Source organism: Streptomyces sp. NPDC050856 (assembly GCF_040653855.1).
Lineage (GTDB): Bacteria > Actinomycetota > Actinomycetes > Streptomycetales > Streptomycetaceae > Streptomyces.
In genome coordinates, this window is sequence record NZ_JBFAGV010000008.1 from 154754 (window position 1) to 175549 (window position 20796).

General features: G+C 74.2%; 20 protein-coding genes. 5 read left to right on the top strand and 15 right to left on the bottom strand.

All coding sequences use genetic code 11. The annotated features are described in order from the left end of the window. Nucleotide 1 precedes the first annotated feature (1 nt). From AB0H53_RS10665 to AB0H53_RS10695, 7 genes are all read right to left on the bottom strand, one after another. Nucleotides 2-904: a dihydrodipicolinate synthase family protein gene (locus AB0H53_RS10665; RefSeq protein ID WP_362109708.1), complete on the bottom strand. Its 903-nt coding sequence runs from the start codon at nt 902-904 to the stop codon at nt 2-4. Next, nucleotides 904-2301, bottom strand: coding sequence for an NAD(P)/FAD-dependent oxidoreductase (locus tag AB0H53_RS10670; protein WP_362109710.1), 1398 nt, complete (start codon nt 2299-2301; stop codon nt 904-906). The genes AB0H53_RS10665 and AB0H53_RS10670 overlap by 1 nt, the downstream gene beginning before the upstream one ends. Further along, nucleotides 2291-2563, bottom strand: coding sequence for a (2Fe-2S)-binding protein (locus AB0H53_RS10675; RefSeq protein ID WP_362109712.1), 273 nt, complete (start codon nt 2561-2563; stop codon nt 2291-2293). Before AB0H53_RS10675 ends, AB0H53_RS10670 begins: the two co-directional genes overlap by 11 nt. Continuing rightward, a complete protein-coding gene (locus AB0H53_RS10680; protein WP_362109714.1) occupies nt 2560-3741 on the bottom strand; it encodes an FAD-binding oxidoreductase in 1182 nt (393 codons plus the stop codon). Before AB0H53_RS10680 ends, AB0H53_RS10675 begins: the two co-directional genes overlap by 4 nt. 64 nt (nt 3742-3805) lie before the next feature. Beyond that, the gene (locus tag AB0H53_RS10685; protein ID WP_362109716.1) at nt 3806-6145 is read right to left on the bottom strand and encodes a collagenase; all 2340 of its coding nucleotides are present in this window, start codon (nt 6143-6145) and stop codon (nt 3806-3808) included. Between the two features lie 260 nt (nt 6146-6405). Next, on the bottom strand, nt 6406-6804 hold the full coding sequence (locus AB0H53_RS10690; protein WP_362109718.1) for a RidA family protein: 399 nt from the start codon (nt 6802-6804) through the stop codon (nt 6406-6408). Continuing rightward, nucleotides 6801-7913, bottom strand: coding sequence for an acyl-CoA dehydrogenase family protein (locus tag AB0H53_RS10695; RefSeq protein WP_362109720.1), 1113 nt, complete (start codon nt 7911-7913; stop codon nt 6801-6803). Before AB0H53_RS10695 ends, AB0H53_RS10690 begins: the two co-directional genes overlap by 4 nt. A 94-nt stretch (nt 7914-8007) precedes the next feature. On the opposite strand from AB0H53_RS10695, the gene AB0H53_RS10700 reads away from it, so the two are divergent. Beyond that, a complete protein-coding gene (locus tag AB0H53_RS10700) occupies nt 8008-9624 on the top strand; it encodes an AMP-binding protein (protein WP_362109722.1) in 1617 nt (538 codons plus the stop codon). 48 nt (nt 9625-9672) lie between these two features. Then, on the top strand, nt 9673-10485 hold the full coding sequence (locus AB0H53_RS10705; protein WP_362109724.1) for a PaaX family transcriptional regulator C-terminal domain-containing protein: 813 nt from the start codon (nt 9673-9675) through the stop codon (nt 10483-10485). Here AB0H53_RS10705 and AB0H53_RS10710 read toward each other — a convergent pair. Together AB0H53_RS10710 and AB0H53_RS10715 are read right to left on the bottom strand one after the other, a co-directional pair. Continuing rightward, a complete protein-coding gene (locus tag AB0H53_RS10710; protein WP_362109726.1) occupies nt 10469-12745 on the bottom strand; it encodes a bifunctional salicylyl-CoA 5-hydroxylase/oxidoreductase in 2277 nt (758 codons plus the stop codon). The genes AB0H53_RS10705 and AB0H53_RS10710 overlap by 17 nt on opposite strands. Nucleotides 12746-12751: 6 nt before the next feature. Beyond that, nucleotides 12752-13579 (bottom strand): enoyl-CoA hydratase family protein, encoded by an 828-nt coding sequence (locus AB0H53_RS10715; protein ID WP_362109728.1) that lies wholly within the window; start codon nt 13577-13579, stop codon nt 12752-12754. A 239-nt stretch (nt 13580-13818) separates the two neighbouring features. On the opposite strand from AB0H53_RS10715, the gene AB0H53_RS10720 reads away from it, so the two are divergent. After that, nucleotides 13819-14244 carry an ATP-binding protein gene (locus tag AB0H53_RS10720; RefSeq protein ID WP_362109730.1) on the top strand — a complete coding sequence of 142 codons (426 nt, stop codon included), beginning with the start codon at nt 13819-13821 and terminating at the stop codon, nt 14242-14244. Here the strand turns inward: AB0H53_RS10720 and AB0H53_RS10725 are convergent. Continuing rightward, nucleotides 14216-15664 (bottom strand): amino acid permease, encoded by a 1449-nt coding sequence (locus AB0H53_RS10725; RefSeq protein ID WP_362109732.1) that lies wholly within the window; start codon nt 15662-15664, stop codon nt 14216-14218. The genes AB0H53_RS10720 and AB0H53_RS10725 overlap by 29 nt on opposite strands. A 314-nt stretch (nt 15665-15978) precedes the next feature. Here AB0H53_RS10725 and AB0H53_RS10730 point away from each other — a divergent pair, with 314 nt between their 5' ends. Next, entirely contained in the window at nt 15979-16314 is a 336-nt protein-coding gene (locus tag AB0H53_RS10730; protein WP_362109734.1) for a metalloregulator ArsR/SmtB family transcription factor, read from the top strand. 2 nt (nt 16315-16316) lie between these two features. Next, complete coding sequence (locus AB0H53_RS10735; protein ID WP_362109736.1) at nt 16317-17030, top strand: cation transporter; 714 nt, start codon at nt 16317-16319, stop codon at nt 17028-17030. A 2-nt stretch (nt 17031-17032) separates the two neighbouring features. Here the strand turns inward: AB0H53_RS10735 and AB0H53_RS10740 are convergent, their stop codons facing one another. From AB0H53_RS10740 to AB0H53_RS10760, 5 genes are all read right to left on the bottom strand, one after another. Next, a complete protein-coding gene (locus AB0H53_RS10740) occupies nt 17033-17191 on the bottom strand; it encodes a hypothetical protein (RefSeq protein ID WP_362109738.1) in 159 nt (52 codons plus the stop codon). 65 nt (nt 17192-17256) lie between these two features. Next, nucleotides 17257-17463, bottom strand: a complete 207-nt coding sequence (locus AB0H53_RS10745) for a hypothetical protein (protein WP_362109740.1) — start codon at nt 17461-17463, stop codon at nt 17257-17259. Nucleotides 17464-17588: 125 nt separating this feature from the next. Beyond that, nucleotides 17589-18611: an ornithine carbamoyltransferase gene (gene argF / locus AB0H53_RS10750; protein ID WP_362109742.1), complete on the bottom strand. Its 1023-nt coding sequence runs from the start codon at nt 18609-18611 to the stop codon at nt 17589-17591. A gap of 129 nt (nt 18612-18740) precedes the next feature. Next, nucleotides 18741-19973 carry an arginine deiminase gene (locus AB0H53_RS10755; RefSeq protein WP_362109744.1) on the bottom strand — a complete coding sequence of 411 codons (1233 nt, stop codon included), beginning with the start codon at nt 19971-19973 and terminating at the stop codon, nt 18741-18743. A gap of 10 nt (nt 19974-19983) precedes the next feature. After that, complete coding sequence (locus tag AB0H53_RS10760) at nt 19984-20772, bottom strand: hypothetical protein (RefSeq protein ID WP_362109746.1); 789 nt, start codon at nt 20770-20772, stop codon at nt 19984-19986. Nucleotides 20773-20796: the final 24 nt, after the last annotated feature.

The window sequence follows — 20796 nt, forward strand, 5'->3', positions numbered from 1 at the left end:
GCTAGGCGAGCCCTTCCGCGAGTGCCTTCTCGGTGGCCGCGCGGACCGCGGCTGCCTGCTCGTCGGTGAGCGGGGCCCGCGGTGGGCGGGTGGGCCCGCCGTAGCGGCCGGCCAGGTCCATGGATGCCTTGATGGCCTGGACGAACTCGGGTTTGGAGTCCCAGCGCAGCAGCGGGTGCAGGGTCCGGTAGAGGGGCAGGGCCGCGTCGAGGTCGCGGGCCGCGACGGCGTGGTAGAGGGCGCAGGTGGCGGCGGGCAGCGCGTTGGGGTAGCCGGCGATCCAGCCGACGGCTCCGGCCAGGGACAGTTCCAGCAGCACGTCGTCCGCGCCGATCAGCAGGTCCAGGCCGGGGGCCAGTTCGGCGATCTCGTAGGGCCGGCGGACGTCGCCGCTGAACTCCTTGACGGCGACCACACTGCCGTCGCCGTGCAGCGCGGCGAGCAGTCCGGGGGTCAGGTCCACCCGGGTGTCGTACGGGTTGTTGTAGGCGACGACGGGCAAGCCGGCCCGTGCCACCTCGGCGTAGTGCGCGCGCACCGCGCGCTCGTCGGCGCGGTAGGCGTTGGGCGGCAGAAGCAGGACGGACCCGGCGCCCGCCTCGGCGGCCTGGTCGGCCCAGCGGCGGGCCTCGGCGCTGCCGTAGGCGGCGACGCCCGGCATCACCCGGGCCCCGTCGCCCGCCGCTTCCACGGCGACGCGCACGACCCGGGCCCGCTCTTCCGGGTCGAGGGTCTGGTACTCGCCGAGCGAGCCGTTGGGGACCACGCCGTCGCAGCCCTGCGCGATGAGCCAGGCCACGTGCTCGGCGTACGCGTCGTAGTCGACGGAGAGGTCGGGGCGCAGCGGCAGGGCGGTGGCGACCATGACACCGTGCCAGGGACGGAGACGGGGGCGGGCGTTCATCATTCGGCTCCTGGGAGTTGTGCCAGATGACTCAGCGGGACGGGGCAGGACAGCGGGCGGCGGTCGGGCGCCGGTTCCTCTCCGGCGAGGCGGGCCACGGCCTGGCCGCACATACGGCCCTGGCACCAGCCCATTCCGGCGCGGGTGAGGAGTTTGACGGTCCGCGCGTCACGGGCTCCGAGCGTGGTCACCGCGGCGCGGATCCGGTCGGCGGTGACCTCCTCGCAGCGGCACACCTCGGTGGTGCCGCCGATCCAGTCGGTCCAGCCGGGCCCGGGCCGGTGGGCGGCGGCCATGGTGTCGGCGAACGCCCGCAGCCGGGCCCGGCGGCGGACCAGGGTGACGGTGCGGCGGAGGTCGCGGCGGGTGCCGTGCAGCGCGTACGCGATGTCGGCGGCGGCGATCTCCCCCTGCACCAGCGCGAGTTCGGCGCCGCCGATCCCGGCGGTCTCGCCCGCCGCCCAGATACCGGGCACGGAGGTGCGCTGCCGACCGTCCAGTTCCAGGGCGGGTGTCCCGTCGGGGGTGCGGCGGGTGGCGCAGCCCAGGGCGGTGGCGAGTTCCAGCTGGGGGACGAGGCCGTGGCCGACGGCGAGGGCGTCGCAGGGGATGCGGCGCCCGCTGCCGGGGGCGGGACGCCAGTCCCGGTCGAGCCGGCTGACGGTGACCGCTTCCAGGCGGGTGGTGCCGTGGGCGGCGGTGACGGCGTGCCGGGTGAGCAGCCGGGTGTGGTGGCGCAGGAGGGCGCCGCCGTGGCGGGCGGCCTCGGCGAGCTTGCCGGGGTTGCGGAGCAGGGCGGGGGCGTGCCGGGCGTAGGCCGTGTAGTCGGCGGCCTCGACCAGGGCGGGCACCCGGGCACCCGCGGCGGCGAGCGAGGAGGCGACGGCGAGCAGCAGGGGGCCGCTGCCGGCGACGACGACGCGCCGGCCGGGCAGGACGAGCCCGGACTTGAGCATGGCCTGGGCGCCGCCCGCCCCGACGACCCCGGGCAGCGTCCAGCCGGGGAAGGGGAGCTGGCGTTCGTACGCGCCGGTGGTCAGCAGTACGGCGGCGGCCCGGACGGTGGCGGGCGTCTCCTCGGGGCCCGCGACGGCGTGCAGCAGCCAGTCGCGGGCCTCGCCGGTACGCACGACGGTCCAGACGTGGTGGGCGGGCAGGTGGGTCACGGAGCCCGTCCGGCGCGTCAGGCGCCGTACCCGGGGGTGGGCGGTGCCGAGCCCGGGCGCCGGGTGCCGGTAGATCTGGCCGCCCACCCGCTCCCCCGCGTCCAGCAGGGTGACGCGCAGGCCCAGTGCGGCGGCGGTGGCCGCGGCGGCGAGCCCGGCGGGTCCGGCGCCGACGACGGCGAGGTCGACGGCGGGGACGGCGGCCCGATCGGCGGCGGGGTCAGCGCTCATGCCCGGTGCCCCGCTGGACGGTGACGGTGTCGCCGGGGCGGGCGGGCCGCAGGCACGCGCGCTGGTTGGGGCGGCCGTTGACGGTGACCAGGCAGTCGTGGCAGACGCCCATCCCGCAGAACGCGCCGCGCGGCGCGCCACCGTGCCGGGTGGTGCGCCAGGCCAGGACGCCCGCCGCCCACAGGGCGGCGGCGATGGTCTGGCCGGGCAGCGCGGTGAGCGCGCGGCCGTCGAAGGTGAGGGTGTACGGCTCGGGTGTCACCGGGGGTCGCCTCCTGGGTGTGTGAAGCGGTCGGGGCGCAGCGGCGCGAGGTCGAGGGCCGGTTGCTCACCGCACAGGCCGGCGGCGACGAGCAGGCCGGTTGCCGGGGCCAGGCCGATGCCCGCGCCCTCGTGGCCGCAGGCGTGGTGCAGGCCCGGGACGCGCGGGTCGGGTCCGACGGCCGGGAGGTGGTCGGGCAGGTAGGGCCGGAAGCCCGAGTAGGCGCGGATCGCCCGGACGCCGGTGAGCACCGGGAACAGCGCGGTGGCCTGGGCGGCGAGCCGGCGCAGCGCCCGGGGGGACAGCGAGCGGTCGAAGCCGGCCCGCTCGCGGGTGGCGCCGATCAGGACCGGCCCGGCGGGGGTGCCCTCCACGACGGCGGAGGACCGCAGGGCGGCGGAGTCGCTGGCCACGTCGGTGACGTAGTCCGCCGCGTACACCTTGTGGCGGACCAGGCGGGGCGGCAGCGGTTCGGTGACGAGGACGAAGCCGCGCCGGGGCAGCACCGGCAGATGGGTGCCGGCCAGTGCGGCGAACCCGCCGCCCCAGGTGCCGGTGGCGTTGACGACGGCGGGCGCCCGCAGGTCGCCCCGGGTGGTGCGGACACCGCGCACGGCGCCGCGCGCGTCGGTGAGCACGGCGGTGACCTCCTCGCCCAGCCGTACCTCGGCCCGTGCGGCGCGCAGGAGCTGGGCCGCCGCCATGGCGGGCTGGATCTGGGCGTCCTGCGGGTAGTGGACGCCGCCGGCGAGGCCGGGCGCGAGGTGCGGTTCCAGGTCGCGCAGACCGTCGGCGGGGATGTCGTGGGCCTCCACGCCCGCCCCGCGCTGGCTTTCGGCGAAGGCCCGCAGCGCGGTGAGGGCGGCCCCGTCGGCCGCGACGACGAGACCGCCCTTGGGTTCGTACTCGGTCTCCGGGGGGAGGGTCCGGGCGAGTTCGCGCCACAGGCGGGTGGACAGCAGCGCGAGGTCGAGCTCGGGGCCCGCCGCCTTGTCGGAGACGAGCAGGTTGCCCTCCCCGGCGCCGGTGGTGCCGCCCGCGACCGGGCCACGGTCGACGACGGCGACGGCGAGGCCGGCGCGACCGGCGTAGTAGGCACACGCCGCTCCGACGACGCCCGCGCCGACGATCACGGCGTCCAGGGCGCCCGGCACATGACTCCCGTGTCTCGTGGGCACGGCAGTAACATTTCACATGTTACTGCGCCTGTACAGATGCCGGGCCCCTGAATCGCCGTTCGGGTCAACGCAGTTGGGCCGGAGTGGTGCGCAGTGGTCCCTCACAGGTGTAGGAGGAGGTACCGCCCCGCCCGTCCGCCCAGACCTCCACCTCGCCGAAGGAGCAGTTCATGTCGGCGAGGTTGGTGGACGCCGTACCGGCCCGGTCGAGCAGGAAGTGGTCCACCGTCGCGGACATGTCCTTGAAGACCGCGTCGGCGCTGGTGGCGTCGGTGAGCCGGGCGGTGATCCGGCCGGAGCAGACGAACCGGCGCACCCCGGTGTCGCCGGTGTCCGCGCACCGGGGGTCGGCCGAGGTCGCCGCGGCGAAGGACGCCTGGACCGCCTCGGCCGTGGCGTCCCGCAGCCGGTCGGTGGGTGTGTAGGTGGTGTCGGGCACGAACAACTCGTCCACCTTGGCGATCTGCGTGTCCAGGAAAGCGTCGTACGCCCGCTGGAGGTCGCCGTCCCGGCTCAGCCGGCCGCGCCAGGCGTCGAAGGCCGCCGGGTCGTCGGCGCGCAGGTGCCGGTACATCTCCCGCAGCAGCGCGGGCCGTTCGGTCCACAGGTACTCGAAGAGCGTCCCGGCGTAGGCGTAGAAGCGGAAGCCGTCACCGTCATAGGTGGCGTGCAGGATCCGGTCCACGTTCATCCGCGGACGGCCGCCGGCCGTGTCGGCGATGACGCCGCGCACCAGGGACCTGCGCACGGCGATCCCGTCGTCGCGGGTGGCGCCGTCGAAGAACTCCGCGGTCCCCTCGTCCATCGCGGTCGTGCGGTCGGCCTCGTACCAGGGACCCTCGCCGAAGTAACCGGGCACCGCGAACCGCCCGTTGAGGTAGTGCGTGTACTCGTGCCGGAACAGTTCCTCCAGGGTGAGCGAGGAGTCCTGCGGGACGCGTCGCTGGTAGGTGTAGAAGGTCGCGCCGCGTTCGATGTAGATCCCGCCGTTGTCGGTGGCCATACCGGTCAGCAGCGGGTGGTAGTTCTCGTAGTCGGCGCGCGAGGCGTACAGCACGACCGTGAGGACGGTGTTGGTGTCCCCCGCCAGCGGCTCCTCGGTGCCCAGGACGCGGTGGAACTGCGCCTTGACCTGCTTGCTCGCGTAGTAGAGCTGGTCGACGGTGGCGCGGTCCAGGCCGGTGCGGACGCCGATGGCCCCCTTGTCGTAGCGGTACGCGGCGGGGAAGATCCGCCGTTCGACGTCGGCCTTGCAGACGGCGTACGGCGCGCACGCCCCGTGGACATTGAGCCAGGAGGCGAGCTTGGCCCAGGGCGCGCTGCCGTAGCCGAAGTCCCGCACCACCGGACCCAGCAGGGCCCCCAGGTCCGGCACCAGGGTGGGCCGCAGGGCGGTGATCTGGCCGAAGCGGCCGTACTCGGCGAGGGCGTCGCGCACCGTCCACTCGTTCGGCGTGCCCTTCAGGTGGGTGTGGCCGGCGAACTTCCTGAAGGCTTCGCGGTACGCGGTGTTCCGGGCGGCCAGCGCGTGGAACGCGGTGTCCTGGTTGCCGGGGTACACGCCGAGGTAGTTGACGGAGAGCGCGGCGAGGACGGCACCGCCCCAGGCGCGGTCCCGGTAGGTGCTGGTGCGGTGCCGGTCCATGGTGGCCAGCACCTTCGGGATCAGGCCGAGCTGGGAGTGGCGCAGCCCGGGGGCGCTGCCCGCGTAGAGGGCCTCGCGGAGGGTGTCGGCGTTGGACCGGGTGGCGCGGAAGGTGCGCGGCGCGGTGCCGAAGGCGTGGATGGCACGCCGCATGGTTTCCGTGGTGGGCGGGTCGGTGACGTCGATCTCGTCCCGCGAGAAGTCGTGGTAGGCCACGGCGTGCAGGTAGGTGAACATCTCCAGCAGACGGCTGCCGTTCGCGGCGTCGTGGGCGGCGGCGAGGGCGGAGACGCGCCGGGACACGGCCTGGACGTGGGCGTCGGACATGACGGCGGCCAGCCGGGGCTCCCAGCTCCAGATCAGGCCGCGCAGGCAGCCGTCGGCGGTGACCGCCGGGTCGGCCAGGAAGTCCGCGAACGGCTCGGGCGCGAGGGGGGTGACCCCGTCCAGGGTGCACGGCACCGCGGACGGCGACACCGGGCGGACGGGGGACGGGGCGGTCTGCGGGCCGGGGACACGGGCGGTGGTGCGCCCGCCCGGGGCGGGGGCCGGCGCCGGGGCGGGACGGGGTGCCCTGGCCAGCCGCAGCACCTCGTCGTGCGGGCCGTGCCCGGCGGCCGCCGGGACGACGGGCGTGGCGGGCGGGCCCGCCGGGTGCGCCTGGGCGGCGCCCGGGCCGAGCAGTGCCTTGGCGAGGGTGGCGGCCGCGGCGAGGAGGGTGGCGGCGCGCGTGGGTCTGAACCGGGACAGCGGTAACACCTGCGGCTCCTGTGGGGAGGTTGGGGTGGGGCGTCAACGCCCGTGGCGCGCGGTGCTGTTGGCGGGAGACGCCACTGAAATGTGAGGCGTAACATAGTAATGTGAAATTGCACTGACAACCCCTGTGCACCATGTGCTTCCAAGCCCGCAGCTCAGCGCGCCGGCATCGGGGAGAACCGGCACCGGAGCCGCGCCGGCACCGGGGACACACCGGGCGCGCCGGCGCCACGGACGGCCCGGGGCTCGGGGCGGCGCCCCCCTCAGTCGAGTACGGCGACCCCGTCCAGCTCGACCATCGCCTGCTCGTCCCAGAGCCGGACCACCCCGATCACCGCCATCGCCGGGTAGTCGCGGCCGGCCAGCCGCCGCCAGAGTCGGCCCAGTTCGGCGGCGTGGGCCCGGTAGTCGGCGACGTCGGTGGCGTAGACGGTGACGCGGGCCAGGTCGTCCGGGCGTCCGCCGGCCGCCGCCAGCGCCGCGAGCAGGTTGGACAGGGCCGTCGCGAACTGCTCGGTCAGGGTCAGGCCCACCACCTTCCCGCTCCCGTCGAGCGCGGTCTGGCCGGCCAGGAAGACCAGCCGGGAGCCGGTCGCCGTGACGGCGTGCGAGAAGCCGGTGGGTGGCGCCAGGTGGGCGGGGTTGACGCGCTCCAGGCTCATGAGGCGTACAGCTCCTTGGCGATGATCGTGCGCTGGACCTCGGTGGCGCCCTCGTAGATGCGCGGGGCGCGGACCTCTCGGTAGAGGTGCTCCAGCAGATGGCCGCGTTGCAGCGCGCGGGCGCCGTGGAGCTGGACGGCGGCGTCGACGACGTACTGCGCGGACTCGGTGGCGAGCAGTTTCGCCATGGCCGCGCGCTTGGGCACATCGGGCGCGCCGGCGTCGTACGCCGCCGCCGCCGCGTACACCAGCAGCCGGGCCGCCTCGGTACGGGTGGCCATCTCGGCCACCTGGTGGGACACCGCCTGGAGGTCCTTCAGGGGCCCACCGAACGCGCTGCGGCCGGCGGTGTGGGTGAGGGTGGCGTCCAGTGCCGCCTGGGCCATGCCCACGGCGAAGGCCCCGACGCTGGGGCGGAAGAGGTTGAGGGTGGTCATGGCGACCTTGAACCCCCGGTCGGGCCCGCCGAGCACGTCCGCACGCGAGACCGGCACCCCGTCGAACCGGAGGCCGCCGATGGGGTGCGGGGAGAGCATGTCGATCGGCTCCCCGCTCAGCCCCGGGCGGTCGGCGGGCACCAGGAAGGCGGTGACCCCCCGGGCCCCGGCGCCCGGGGTCGTACGGGCGAAGACGGTGACGAGGTCGGCTTCGGGGGCGTTGGAGATCCAGCGCTTCTCACCGGTCAGCCGCCAGCCGTCGCCGTCCGGTTCGGCGCGCAGGGACAGCGCGGCGGCGTCCGAACCGGCGCCCGGCTCGCTGAGCGCGAAGGCGGCGACGGCCCGGCCGGCCGTCACCTCCGGCAGCCAGCGGGCCCGTTGCGCCGGTGTGCCGCAGGCGGCGACCGGATGGGCGCCCAGGCCCTGGAGGGCCAGGGCCGTCTCGGCCTCCGTACAGGCGTAGGCCAGGGATTCGCGCATCAGGCAGAGGTCGAGGGCGCCGGCGCCGAACAGCCGGGCGATGAGCCCGAGTTCCCCCAGGGCGGCCACCAGCGGACGGTTGACCCGGCCCGGTTCGCCCTTCTCGGCGAGGGGCCGCAAGTGCCGTGCCGCCAGGTCGCGCAGGTCGGCACACCACGCGCTCTGTGCCGGATCGAGCGTGAATACGGGCATTCGAGCCCCCTCAAGGGTCTATCGCGCACCGTTGACTGTCGTCACCTTCACGATACGCTCGTGGAGCGACCCCACCACGACAAGGGGGCGATTCATGGAGCTGGCTCGTTCCGCCCATCTCGACACCTTCGCCCGGGATCACCTGCCCCCGCCCGGGCAGTGGCCGCGACTGGTCTTCGATCTGCCGGAGCTGCGCTATCCGGACCGGCTCAACTGCGGCGCGGAGCTGCTGGACCGTACGGTGGAACGATTCGGCGCCGACCGGCCCGTCTTCCGGGACGGCGCTGGCGCGGTGTGGACGTACGGCGAACTGCGTGACCGGGTCGACCGCATCGCGCACACGCTGGGCGACCTGGGCGTGGTGCCGGGCAACCGGGTGCTGCTGCGCGGGCCGACGACGCCCTGGCTGGCGGCGTGCTGGCTGGCGGTGATGAAGGCGGGCGCGGTCGCCGTCACCGTACTGGCGCAGGCCCGGGCCGGCGAGCTGTCCGTCATGTGCGAGATGGCGCGCGTCAGTCACGCCCTCTGCGACAGCCGCGTGGTCGGCGAGCTGGTCAAGGCACGGGTGCCCGGGCTGCGGGTCACGGAGTACGGCGGTGACGCGCCCGGCGACCTGCTGCGGCTCGCCGCCCGCCCGCCGGGCCGGCGGGCCCGCTTCGAGGCGGTCGACACGGCCGCCGACGACGTGGCGCTGATCGCCTTCACCTCAGGCACCACCGGGCGCCCCAAGGGCTGCGCGCACTTCCACCGTGATGTGCTGGCCGTCGCCGACACCTTCTCCGCGCACGTGCTGCGGCCCCGGCCCGACGACCTGTTCGCGGGCAGCCCGCCGCTCGGCTTCACCTTCGGGCTCGGCGGGCTGCTGATCTTCCCGATGCGGGCGGGCGCCTCGGCCCTGCTGCTCGAACAGGCGGGCCCCCGGCAGCTGTTGCCGGCCGTCGCCGAGCACCGCGTGTCGGTGCTGTTCACCGCGCCCACCGCCTACCGCCTGATGCTGGCCGACGTCGGCGCCCACGACACCGGGTCGCTGCGCCGCTGCGTGTCGGCCGGTGAGAACCTGCCCGCCGCCACCTGGCAGGCCTGGTACGAACGGACCGGGCTGCGCCTGATCAACGGCATCGGGGCGACCGAGCTGCTGCACATCTTCGTCTCGGCCGCCGACGAGGCGATCAGACCCGGCACGACCGGGCTGCCCGTCCCCGGCTGGCAGGCGCGCGTGGTGGACGCCTCCGGGCACCCGGTGCCCGACGGGCAGGAGGGGCTGCTGGCCGTGCGCGGGCCGGTGGGCTGCCGCTATCTGTCCGACCCCCGCCAGAGCGAGTACGTCAGGGACGGCTGGAACATCACCGGCGACACCTACGTCCGGGAACCGGACGGCCACCTGCGCCATGTGGCCCGCGCGGACGACATGATCATCTCGGCCGGGTACAACATAGCGGGCCCCCAGGTCGAGGACGCGCTGCTGGAGCACCCCGATGTGCTGGAGGCGGCGGTCGTGGGCCATCCGGACGAGGTGCGCGGGCGGATCGTGGTGGCGTACGCGGTGCTGCGCGCGGGCGTCCCCCGCGACGGCGCCACCGAGGAGGCGCTGCGCGCCTTCGTCACCTCGCGCCTCGCCCCCTACAAGTGCCCCCGCCGGTTCGTGTTCCTGGACGAACTGCCGCGCACCGCCACCGGCAAGCTCCAGCGCTTCCGGCTGCGCGCGCCGTGACCCTGGGCGGCGCCCCGGGGCGGACCGGGGCGAGCCTAGAGTGAACGCGTGACCGAGCAGCACACCCCGCGTTCCCTGATCGTCTCCCTGTACGGCGCGTACGGGCGCGGGCCCGACAACGCCCCGCTGCCGGTGGCCGAGCTGATCCGGCTGCTGGGGGTGCTCGGCGTGGACGCCCCGTCGGTGCGCTCCTCGGTCTCCCGGCTTAAGCGACGCGGGCTGCTGGAGCCGCGCCGCACGGCCGAGGGGGCCGCCGGATACGCCCTGTCGGCCGACGCCCGCCAGCTGCTGGACGACGGTGACCGGCGGATCTACTCGGCCGGGGCGGCGAAGCTGTCCGACGGCTGGGTCCTGGCGGTCTTCTCCGTACCGGAGGCCGAGCGGCACAAGCGGCACCTGCTGCGTTCACGGCTGGGGCGGCTGGGCTTCGGCACGGCGGCACCCGGGGTGTGGATCGCCCCGGCGGCGCTGTACGACGAGACCCGGCACACACTGCGCCGGCTGCGGCTGGACCCGTACGTGGACCTGTTCCGCGGTGACCACCTGGGCTTCGCGCCGACCGCGCGGACCGTGGGCCGGTGGTGGGACCTGGCCGCCATCGCCGAGCGGCACGAGGAGTTCCTCGACCGGCACGAACCGGTGCTGCGCCGGTGGTCGTCGTCGGGCGGCTCGGCGGAGGAGGCCTACCAGGACTACCTGCCGGCCCTGGACTCCTGGCGGCGGCTGCCGTACGCCGACCCCGGCCTGCCGGCCGAACTGCTGCCGGAGGGGTGGCCGGGGGGCCGGTCCGCCGCCGTCTTCGGGGCGCTGCACGCCCGGTTGCGGGACGCGGGGGCCGAGTTCGTCAACCGCCCGCGCTGAGCGTCAGGCGCGGTCTGGGCCCGTCGGTGCGGCCGGTGGGCGGCTTGCGGCTGCCCGCGCGGTACTGCGCCGGCCAGGGGGCGCCCGGGCCCTGGTAGCCCTGCTCGGCGGCGGCGTGCAGCGTCCAGTGCGGGTCGTAGAGGTGGGGGCGGGCCAGCGCGCACAGGTCGGCGCGGCCGGCCAGCAGCAGGGAGTTGACGTCGTCCCAGGACGAGATGGCGCCGACGGCGATGACGGGCACACCCAGCGCGCCCCGGATCCGGTCGGCGTAGGGGGTCTGGTACGAGCGGCCGAACTCGGGGCGCTCGTCGGGCACCACTTGGCCGGTGGAGACGTCGATCGCGTCGGCACCGTGCTCGGTGAAGGCGCGGGCGATCCCGACGGCGTCCTCGGCGGTGGTGCCGCCGGGCGCCCAGTCGGTGGCGGAGATACGGACGGTCATGGGCCGCTCGCCCGGCCAGGCCGCCCGTACCGCGTCGAAGACCTCCAGCGGGAAGCGGAGCCGTCCGGTGAGGGAGCCGCCGTAGGCGTCCGTGCGCCGGTTGGTCAGCGGGGAGAGGAACCCGGACAGCAGATAGCCGTGGGCGCAGTGCAGTTCGAGCAGGTCGAAGCCGGCGCGGGCGGCACGCCGGGCCGCGGCGGCGAACTGCTCCCTGAGGTCGGTGAGCGCCGCCCGGTGCAGTTCGTGGGGCACCTGGCTGACACCGGGGTGGTACGGGAGGGGGGAGGCCGCGACCAGGGGCCAGTTGCCGGTGTCGAGGGGCTGGTCGATGCCCTCCCACATGACCTTGGTGGAGCCCTTGCGGCCGGAGTGGCCGAGCTGGACGCCGATGGCGGTGCCGGGCGCACGCTGGTGCACGAAGTCGGTGACGTGGCGCCAGGCGGTGGTCTGCTCGGGGTTCCACAGGCCGGCGCAGCCGGGGGTGATCCGGCCTTCGGCGCTGACGCAGACCATCTCGGTCATCACCAGTCCGGCGCCGCCGAGGGCGCGGGCGCCGAGGTGGACGAGGTGGAAGTCGCCCGGGACGCCGTCCACGGCGGAGTACATGTCCATCGGTGAGACCACGACCCGGTTGCGCAGCGTCAGCCCGCGCAACCGGAACGGGGTGAACATCGGCGGGGTGGCGGGCGGGCAGCCGAAGTCGCGTTCGACGGCGTCGGTGAAGGCGGCGTCGCGCAGCCGCAGGTTGTCGTGGGTGACCCGGCGGCTCCGGGTGAGCAGGTTGAAGGCGAACCGGCGGGGCGGCTGGTCCGCGTACCCGGCCAGGTCCTCGAACCAGCGCAGGCTGGCCGTCGCGGCGCGCTGGGTGGACTCGACGACCGGGCGGCGTTCGGCCTCGTAGGCGGCGAGGGCCCGGTCGAGGCCGGGCTGCTCCTGGACGCAGGCGGCGAGCGCGAGGGCGTCCTCGACGGCGAGCTTGGTGCCGGAGCCGATGGAGAAGTGGGCCGTGTGGGCGGCGTCACCGAGGAGTACGACGTTGCCGTGGGACCAGCGGTCGTTGACGACCGTGCGGAAGGCCGTCCAGGTGGAGTTGTTGGAGCTCAGCGGCCGGCCCCGCAGGGCACCGGAGAAGATCTTGGCGCTGCGGGCGATGGACTCCCGCTCGTCCAGCTCGTCGAAGCCCGCCGCGCGCCAGACCTCCTCGCGCATCTCCACGATGACCGTGGAGGCGTCCGGCGCGTAGGGATAGCCGTGGAGCTGCATGAGGCCGTGTTCGGTCTCCGCGGTCTCGAAGCGGAAGGCCGCGAAGGCGAAGTCGGCGGCCAGCCAGATGTAGCGGCAGCGGTGGGTGGTCACCCGGGGCCGGAAGACGCCGGCATGGGCCTCGCGGGTCCGGCTGTGCACGCCGTCGGCGGCGACGACGAGGTCGTGGGTGGCGGCGAGCTCGGCGGCGGGCGGCGCCCCGGTGCGGAAGCGGAGGCGTACGCCCAGGCCGGCGCAGCGGTCCTGGAGGATCTCCAGCAGCCGCCGGCGACCCAGCGCGGCGAAACCGTGACCGCCGGAGGTCAGCAGACGGCCGCGGTGGACGATGTCGATGTCCTCCCAGCGGACGAACTCCCGCTGGAGCGCGGCGTACACCTCCGGGTCGGCGTGCTCGATGCCGCCGAGGGTCTCGTCGGACAGGACGACGCCGAAACCGAAGGTGGCGTCGGGCGCGCCCCGTTCCCAGACGGTGACCTCACGGGCCGGGTCGAGCCGTTTGAGGAGGGCGGCGGCGTAGAGCCCACCGGGGCCGCCTCCGATGACCGCGATGCGCACGGGACCTCACCGCCCCCGCCACGCGGGGGGCCGCTTCCCGGTGAAGGCGGCGTGGAACTCGGCGTAGTCCTCGCCGTTCATCAACAGGGCCTGGGTGGCGGCGTCGAGTTCGACGGCGGCGGCCAGCGGCATGTCGAGCTCGGCCGTGAGCAGCGCCTTGGTCTGGGCGTGGGCGAGGGCGGGGCCGTCGGCGAGGCGGCGGGCGAGCCCGGCTGCGCGGGTGTCGGCCCGGCCCTCGTCGGTGAGTTCGCTGATCAGTCCGATGCGTTCGGCTTCGGGGGCGCGCACGGGTTCGCCGAGCATGAGCAGCCGGGTCGCGTGGCCCAGGCCGACGACCCGGGGCAGCAGGTAGGCGGCGCCCATGTCCCCGCCGGACAGGCCGACCCGGGTGAAGAGGAACGCGAACCGGGTGGAGGGGTCGGCGACCCGGAAGTCGGCGGCGAGCGCCAGCACGGCCCCGGCGCCCGCGGCGACACCGTGGAGGGCGGCGACCACCGGGAAGGGGCACTCGCGCAGGGCGCGCACGACCTGGCCGGTCATCCGGTTGAAGTCCAGCAGCTCGGCGGTGTCCATGGCGAGGGTGGCGCCGATGATCTCGTCCACGTCCCCGCCGGAGCAGAAGCCGCGGCCCTCGCCGGCGAGGACGAGAGCCCGTACGGCGCGTTCCCGGGAGAGCTGGGCGAGCAGGTCGCGCAGGTCGGCGTAGGCGCCGAAGGTGAGGGCGTTGAGCTTGGCGGGGCGGGCGAGGGTGACCGTGCCGACGCCGTCCTCGACGGAGAGGCGCAGATGGCGCCACTCGTCGGTGCGGGGCGCGGAACCGGTGAACGGGCTCATGGGGCGGCCTCCCTCGGCGAGCGGCTGTCGTGTGCCTGCCGTGCCTGTCACTCGAAGCTATCACTCGTACGTGACTTCCGTCACGAGTGCGCTATATGGGGGGTGACGGGCCCGCCGACCGCGCTTCGTAAAGTTGAAGGAGGGACATCCGCCCGTCCCGGCTCCCCGTTGTCCGCCGTCCGTCGCTTGCCCTCGCCCGCCGCCGCCCGCCGCCCCGAGCAGATCCCGGAACCCGCACCGTGTCCGTAGCCTCCAGTCCCTCCTCCTGGCGCGTGCCGCTGCCGCACACCACGGCCGCGGTGCCCCTCGCCCGTGCCCTGATAAGGACGGCGCTGGCGGACCCGGACGCCCCGGCCGACAGCGACACGGCCGAGCTGCTGACCGCCGAACTGGTGGCGAACGCCGTGGAGCACACCCCCGGCCCCGGACCGATCGAGCTGGTCGTTCGGGTGCGGCCGTCCGGCTGCCGGGTCGAGGTGCACGACCACGACCCGGCACCGCCCGGCGACCTGGCGCTGCCCGGGCCGGACCAGGAGCCCGACCCCTGGCAGGAGCACGGGCGGGGCCTGCTGCTGATCCGCACCCTCAGCGCGGCGTGCGGTCAGCGCCGTACCGCGCGGGGCAAGGCCGTGTGGTTCACGCTCCCGGCGCTCGGGACGGCGTGACCCGCGGTGCGCCGGCCAGGCGCGAATTGCGGCGCCCGTAGAACCCGTAGACCAGCGCCCCGGCGACCAGGAAGACGGCGAACTGCGCCCATGTGGTCCAGCCGGTGCCCCACATCAGGTAGAGGCAGAACAGCACTCCGAGGGCGGGGCTCAGCGGGTAGAGCGGCACCCGGAAGCTGGTCTCGGTGCCCGGGTAGCGGCGGCGCAGGGCGACCACCGCGACATTGACCACGGCCATGACGGCCAGGGTGCCGATGGTCGTCAGGTTGACCACCACCGCCAGCGGCACCACGGCGGCCGGGACGGCGAAGACGGCGGCGACGATCCAGGTGTTGGCGACCGGTGTCGCGGTCCTGGCCGACACCTTCTCGAAGACGTGCGGGATCAGCCCGTCGCGGGACATCGACATCAGGATCCGGGTCTGGCCGTACATCACGGCCAGCACCACCGAGGCGATGGCGACGACCGCGCCGAAGGCGATGACCCCGCCGCCGACCGCCGAGTCGGTGACCTCGTCCACGATCAGGGAGAGCGCGGCCGGCTTGTCGGCGACGTCGGCGGCCGACATCGCCCCGATGGCCGAGACGGCGACCAGGCAGTACAGCAGCGTGACCAGGCCGATACAGATCATGATCGCCAGAGGGATGTTCTTGCGCGGGTCCTTCACCTCCTCGCCGGCGGTGGTGATCGCGTCGAAGCCGATGTACGAGAAGAACGCCACCGAGGCGCCTGAGGTGACCCCGGTCAGGCCGTGCGTGACGAACGGCGACAGGTTGCCGGACCGGAAGGCGGTGAGGGCGATCGCGCAGAAGAGCACCAGGATCGTGATCTTCACGACGGCCATGACGGCGGTGGCCCGGGCGCTCTCCCGTACGCCGCGGACCAGGAGCACGGCGGCGAGCGCGATCACGACGACGGCGGGGACGTTGACGACGCCGCCGTCCCCGGGCGGACTGGAGAGCGCGGCGGGCAGCCGCCAGCCGACCAGGCTGTCGAGGAGTTCGTTGAGGTACTGGCCCCAGCCGACCGCGACGGCGGAGACGGAGACGCCGTACTCCAGCAGCAGGCACCAGCCGACGAGAAAGGCCACCCGTTCGCCCAGGGTGGCGTACGCGAAGGAGTAGGAGCTGCCCGACACCGGGATGGCGCTGCCCAGCTCGGCGAAGGAGAAGGCGGTGAAGACACAGGTGATCGCGGCCAGGGCGAACGAGACGACGACCGCGGGACCGGCCTCGGCCACACTGTCGGACAGGCCGACGAAGATGCCCGTGCCGACGATGGCACCGACGCCGAAGCACACGAGCTGGAACAGGCCCATGGTGCGCTTCAGGCCGTGCCCCTCCAGGTCGGACCCGGATTCGGCGACGAGCTGGGCGGGGCTCTTGAGGCGGCTGGCGAGGCGCGGTCCGCTGGGACGCATGGGGTGGTTCTCTTCTCTTGGCCGGGAGGTCGGGCGCAGACGGCAGGGGGTTCGAGCCTGCGAGCCCGGACCCCGCCCCGTGCGCCCATCCCGGCCGCGACACCGCATATTCCCCTGAACGGCCCTACCGCTACCGGGGAGCGGGAGCCCCCGGGCCGGCGGCCGGCGCGGGGCCGCGCGGGGCCGGCGCGGGGCTGCGGGGGCGCCGGGACCCTCGTCCGGTGATCTGCAGACATCGGGTTCTCTGCAGGCTGACACCCACGAAGAATCGATCCACGTTTCCGTGAATTCAGGACCTCATGTACTGTCGTGGTGTGCTGACTATCGCCTCCGACATCGAGGTGCTGGCCCGGTTCGGCCGCGCGCTGGCCGACCCGATCCGCTGCCGCGTCCTGCTCGCCCTGCGCGACGCCCCCGCCTACCCCGCCGACCTCGCCGCCACCCTCGGCATCTCCCGGACCCGGCTGTCGAACCACCTCGCGTGCCTGCGCGACTGCGGCCTGGTCGTCACCGTCCCCGACGGACGCCGCACCCGCTACGAGCTCGCCGACGACCGCCTCGGCAACGCCCTGGACGACCTTCGCACCGCCGTGGTCGCCGTCGAGACCGACCGGACCTGCACGGACGCCGATGAGAAGGGCTGCTGCTGACCATGACCGCGGAGACATCCATATCCCTCGGCCCCGACCCGGCCCGGCGCGACGCGCTCGCCGAGCGGATACGGCTGCTGGTCGCCGCGACCATCACCTACAACGTCATCGAGGCGATCGTCGCCATCACCGCCGGGACGATCGCCTCCTCCACGGCCCTGATCGGCTTCGGCCTCGACTCGGTCATCGAGGTGTCCTCCGCCGCGGCGGTCGCCTGGCAGTTCTCCGCCCGCGAGCACGCCGTGCGCGAGGCCTGGGAGAAGACCACCCTGCGGATCATCGCGGTCTCCTTCTTCGCGCTCGCCGCGTATGTCACCTTCGACGCCGCCCGCGCGCTGACCGGCACCGGTGAGGCCGAGCGCTCCCTCCCCGGCATCGCGATCGCCGCCCTGTCGCTGGCCGTGATGCCGTTCCTGTCGGCCGCCCAGCGCAAGGCCGGCCGCGAACTCGGTTCCGCCAGCGCGGTCGCCGACTCCCAGCAGACCCTGCTGTGCACCTACCTGTCCGCCGTGCTGCTGGTCGGCCTGGTGCTCAACGCCACGCTGGGCTGGTCCTGGGCCGACCCGATCGCCGCCCTCGTCATCGCCGCCATCGCGGTGAAGGAAGGCCGCGACGCCTGGCAGGGCAAGGGCTGCTGCGCGCCCACGGCGGCGGTGCCGTCCGCCGGCGTCGAGGCGGACGCGTGCGGCTGCCGCCCCGGCCGCGACTGCCGCTGACCTCACCAGCCATCGCGAGGGCCCCGGGCACCGAGCCGGGCCCTCGCCGCGTGTGCGGCCCACTCCGCGTCGTCGGCTTCCTCGGAGGCGGCCGGGTCGCGCAGCGGGCGCAGGCCCTTGCCGGGGCGGCTGTCCTGGATGGTGAACAGGTAGCGGCCCATGAAGTTGATGTGCCGGTCCCTTGAGCGGGAAGAGCCTCGCTGCGTCCTGGTCCTTGCCAGCAGTCTCACGCGCGGGTCGGCCCACCGGTTCGACGGGCGGCGAACACGTCGCGCCGGTTCAGGACGCGGTGCGGCTGCTCCAGCACGCACACCGCGTACGCATCGCGGTCGACCGCGCCCTGCGGCGGCTTGCCGTTGGAGCTCCGGGCGCGTGGGCGCACCTCGGTGAGCGTCCCGTACGCCTCGGCCCGCTCATCAGGCAGAAACCCCACCGGCACGAGCGGACCGCAGCCAGCACCGGGACCCGCCCGGCGCTCTTTCCGCGAACCTCGGCGGCACCCCCGGCAGGTGTGCTGGCCGACCAGGATCAATCTCAGCGGCACTTCCTGTGCCGCGACTACTCACACCCGGGCGCGGGGCCGGTGGCCAGGGTGGCGACCATGACGGCCTTGATGGTGTGCAGCCGGTTCTCGGCCTCGTCGAACACCACGGAGTGTGCGGACTCGAAGACCTCGTCGGTGACCTCCAGCGCGGTCAGTCCGTGGCGCTCGTGGATCTCCCGGCCCACCTTGGTGCCCAGGTCGTGGAAGGCGGGCAGGCAGTGCATGAACTTGACCGCCGGGTTCCCGGTGGCCCGCAGGACGTCCATGGTCACGGCGTACGGGCCGAGGGCGGTGATCCGCTCGTCCCAGACCTCCTCGGGCTCCCCCATGGAGACCCAGACGTCCGTGGCGACGAAGTCGGCGCCCCTGACCCCCTCGGCCAGGTCCTCGGTGAGCGTGATCCGCGCGCCGCTGCCCTCGGCGGCCTCCCGGGCGCGGGCGACGACCGCGTCGGCCGGCCAGTACGCCCGGGGCGCCACGATCCGGACGTCCATGCCCAGCAGCGCCCCGGTGACCAGGTAGGAGTTGCCCATGTTGAGCCGCGCGTCCCCCAGGTAGGCGAGACTGACGCGCTCCAGGGGCTTGTCGGTGTGCTCGGTGATGGTGAGCACGTCGGCGAGCATCTGGGTGGGGTGCCAGTCGTCGGTGAGCCCGTTGTAGACCGGGACCCCGGCGTACGCGGCGAGTTCCTCGACACCGGCCTGGCTGTCGCCCCGGTACTCGATGGCGTCGAACATCCGGCCGAGGACGCGGGCGGTGTCCTTGATCGACTCCTTGTGGCCGATCTGGGAGCCGGACGGGTCGAGGTAGGTGGTGGAGGCACCCTGGTCGGCCGCGGCCACCTCGAACGCGCAGCGGGTGCGCGTCGAGGTCTTCTCGAAGATCAGCGCGATGTTCTTGCCGCGCAGCCGCCGCACCTCGGTACCGGCCTTCTTGGCGGCCTTGAGCTCGGCGGCCAGGGCGATCAGACCGCGCAGCTCCTCGGCGGTGAAGTCCAGCTCCTTGAGGAAGTGGCGGCCGGTGAGGTCGGTGGCCATGGATGCTCCTGGGTTCCGGGTACGGGGACTGCGGAAGTGTATACGAAAGACAGTATGTCTATACGGAAGACGGGGCCCGCCGCCCGCCGGGCCGCCCCGGCGGGTTCCCCGGCGCCCGCCGGGGGCGCACTACACGGCGTCGCGTTCGACGGGACAGCTCATGCAGCGCGGCCCGCCCCGGCCCCGGCCCAGTTCGCTGCCCGGGATCTCGATGACCTCGATGCCGACCTTGCGCAGATGGGTGTTGGTGGTGACGTTCCGCTCGTAGGCGACGACCACCCCGGGCTCCACCGCCAGCACGTTGCACCCGTCGTCCCACTGCTCGCGCTCGGCCGCGTGCACGTCCTGGGTGGCCGTGAGGACCCGGATCGAGGGCAGCCCCAGCGCGGCCGCTATCGCGGTGTGCATGTGCTCGGGCGGATGGTCGGTCACCTTGAGCGTCCGGCCGCCGTCACCCGGCTCGATGGTGTACGAGCGGAGCATGCCCAGCCCGGCGTACTGGGTGAACGTGTCGGGCGCGACCATCGTCATCACCGTGTCCAGATGCATGAACGCCCGCCGCTTGGGCATGTCCAGCGCCACGATCGTCCGGGCCGAGCCCGCCGCGAACAGCCCCCGGGCCAGCATCTCGACCGCCTGGGGGGTGGTGCGCTCGCTCATCCCGATGAGCACCGCGCCGTTGCCCAGGACCAGGACGTCACCGCCCTCGATGGTGGACGGGTAGTCGTCCTGCCCCTCCGACCAGTGGTGGAAGTCCCCGGCCAGGGAGCCGGTGAACAGCGGGTGGTGCTTGTAGATGGCCTCGAAGTGGACCGTCTCGCGCTGCCGGGCGGGCCAGCGCATGGCGTTGATGGACACCCCGTCGTAGATCCAGGCCGAGGTGTCGCGGGTGAACAGGTGGTTGGGCAGCGGCGGCAGCAGGAAGTCGTCCAGGTCCATCACATGGAAGCGGACCGAGGTCGGCTCGGCGTGGCCGGCCAGGAACTCCCGCTTGGTCATCCCGCCGACCAACGCCTCCACCAGGCTCCCCGTCTCCATCCCGTCGAACACCGCCCTGAGGTGGTCGGTGGCGAGCGGCCCGTACTCCTTCTCGTCGAAGACCCGGTCCAGGACCAGCTTCCTGGCCGCCGGGAGCTCCAGCGACTCACGGAGCAGGTCGCCGAAGAGGTGCACCTCCACCCCTCTGTCGCGCAGCACGTCGGCGAACCCGTCGTGCTCCTGGCGCGCGCGCCGCACCCACAGCACGTCGTCGAAGAGCAGTGTGTCCTTGTTGCTGGGCGTCAACCGCTTCAGCTCCAGGTCGGGCCGGTGCAGGATGACGCGGCGAAGGCGCCCGGTCTCGGAGGCGACATGGAATCCCATGCCATCATCCTCACCACGTGAGCCGCACTTCACCCGGCGAACTGCCGCAACTTCTCCAGGCGTATCTCACACTGCAGGGCGTCGGTGGCGGCGCGGACAGCAGCTCGGCGGCCCGCCCCGGCGTCATCCCGGCGATCCCGCACCGGTGGGTGAGCTCGTCCGCCAGGAGCCGTACGTGGTCGGTGCCGGCGGCCCGGCGCACGGCCTCCGCGAAGGGGTGGCCGGCCGAGCCGGCGGCAGCGGCGAACGGCTCGGTGTGCACCAGCAGGGCGAGCAGCGCGCGCGGCCCTCCCGCGGCGCCTTCCGTGCGCTCCAGCCGCCGCACCTGCTCGTCCAGTCCGCGGGCCATCAGCTCACGCAGGGGAACGGAGCGGACCAGGGCGTCGGCGGCCCTGGGCACCAGGGCCAGCGGACGCGTCCCGGGCACCCGCGACGCGTCGGTCACCTCGGCCAGGACCAGTTCGGCGCGGACCGACCGGGCGAACCGTGGCTCCTCCAGCAGCTCCTCGACCGCCCCCGCGCGGCACCCGCCCAGCCACTGGGCGACCCCCAGGTACGGCGGCTCCTCGGGGGACGGTTCGGTGAAGGGCACCCCGGCACGGCGCAGCGCGGCCAGCGCCGCCAGGCCGGGGCTGCCCGCGCGGGCGATCAGGCGCGCGCCCTCCTCCAGGGCGTACGGCAGCAGCTCGGGCGCGCCGGCGGTCGCCTTGGTGAGCGCGTCACGCGATTGGGTCGCCGCCCGCCCCGGCTCGGCGACCGCGGTGCCGGCGCACCGCCGCAGCGGGGCCAGCAGCGCCATGGCCGTCGCGGCGTGCCCAAGGTG